We start from the raw sequence: 606 nt of genomic DNA, 5'->3' as shown, positions 1-606 counted from the left end.
CCGTTTCAGTTTGCCATGATCGCATTCAATCACGTTGTTCCGGTACTTAATCTGTCGGTGTTCAACGTCAGACGGGCACCGGCCTTCGCGTTTGAGCAGAGCAAGCGCGCGACCATAGGCGGGCGCTTTATCCGTGTTGATGAATCGCGGGATCTGCCACTTCTTCACGTTGTTGAGGATTTTACCCAGAAACCGGTATGCAGCTTTGCTGTTACGACGGGAGGAGAGATAAAAATCGACAGTGCGGCCCCGGCTGTCGACGGCCCGGTACAGATACGCCCAGCGGCCATTGACCTTCACGTAGGTTTCATCCATGTGCCACGGGCAAAGATCGGAAGGGTTACGCCAGTACCAGCGCAGCCGTTTTTCCATTTCAGGCGCATAACGCTGAACCCAGCGGTAAATCGTGGAGTGATCGACATTCACTCCGCGTTCAGCCAGCATCTCCTGCAGCTCACGGTAACTGATGCCGTATTTGCAGTACCAGCGTACGGCCCACAGAATGATGTCACGCTGAAAATGCCGGCCTTTGAATGGGTTCATGTGCAGCTCCATCAGCAAAAGGGGATGATAAGTTTATCACCACCGACTATTTGCAACAGTGCC

General features: G+C 53.8%; 1 protein-coding gene. It reads right to left on the bottom strand.

The features are described from left to right. On the bottom strand, nt 1-543 hold a 543-nt coding region (locus tag QP981_RS11180), incomplete at its 3' end, for an IS6-like element IS26 family transposase (protein WP_032260720.1). Nucleotides 544-606 lie beyond the last annotated feature (63 nt).

The sequence above is a fragment of the Corynebacterium sp. MSK047 genome (genome assembly GCF_030232285.1).
GTDB lineage: Bacteria > Actinomycetota > Actinomycetes > Mycobacteriales > Mycobacteriaceae > Corynebacterium > Corynebacterium jeikeium_D.
The sequence above is the reverse complement of the archived record's forward strand: the minus strand, read 5'-3'. Positions and strand labels throughout refer to the sequence as shown.